The following is a 1,072-nucleotide window of genomic DNA, read 5'->3' as shown; positions in this document are numbered from 1 at the left end:
GTCCTCGACGAGGTGGCGGACGGTCTCGGACGCGTCGGACTTGGTGTGCCCGATCAACCCGACCGGGCCACGCTTGATCCACCCCGTGGCATACACCCCCGGGATCTGCGCACCATCGATGTCGATGACCCGACCCTCACGGTTGGGAATCACACCCTTGAGGTCGTCGAACGGGATCTCGGGCAACGGCGACCCGAAGTACCCCACCGCCCGATACACCGCCTGCACCGGCCACTCGAAGAACTCCCCCGTCCCGCTGACCGTCCCGTCCCCGTTCAACCGGGTCCGCTCCGTGCGCAACCCCTCGACCCTCTCCTCGCCCAGCACCGCGACCGGCGCATGCAAGAAATGCAGGTGCAACCGCCGCGAAGCCGTGAACTGCGACGGATCCTTGAGCGTCCAGTCCGTCAACGTCTTGACGACCTGCTTGGTCTGGTTCGAGGAATTGATCGCGGCCATCGACCCCTCGTCGAACTCGAAGTCCTCCGGATACACGATCACGTCCACGTCCGGCACGTGCCCCAGCTCACGCAGCTCCAACGGGGAGAACTTCGCCTGCGCCGGACCACGACGCGCGAACACGTGCACATCCCTCACCGGCGACTCCTTCAACCCCTGATACACGTTCTCCGGGATCTCCGTAGGCAACAAGTCGTCCGCATGCTTGGCCAACACCCGCGCCACGTCCAGCGCCACGTTCCCCGCCCCCAGCACCGCGACCTGCTCGGCCTCCAACGGCCACGTGCGCGCCACGTCCGGATGCCCGTCGTACCACGACACGAAATCCGCCGCACCGAACGACCCCGGCAGATCGATCCCCTCGATCGCCAACGCCGCATCCCGGATCGAACCCGTCGAGAAGATCACCGCGTCATAGAACTGCCGCAGATCATCCAGCTTCAGATCCACCCCATACTCCACATTCGCGAGCAGGCGCACGTCCCCCCGGGCCAACACCTTGTGCAACGCCACGATGATCGCCTTGATCCGCGGATGATCCGGCGCCACCCCGTACCGCACCAACCCGAACGGCGCCGGAAGACGCTCGAACAAGTCGATACTCACCTCGACG

1 protein-coding gene is annotated in these 1,072 nt (G+C 65.6%); it reads right to left on the bottom strand.

Annotated features, from left to right (window positions below):
• Positions 1-1,072 (bottom strand): ferredoxin--NADP reductase domain-containing protein (locus ACZDYF_RS18810; RefSeq protein WP_475061313.1); only part of this gene is annotated, 1,072 nt, incomplete at both ends.

Source organism: Oerskovia sp. PE-21s (assembly GCF_056158145.1).
Note: the sequence above shows the minus strand (reverse complement) of the source record. Positions and strands in the feature narration are given on the sequence as shown.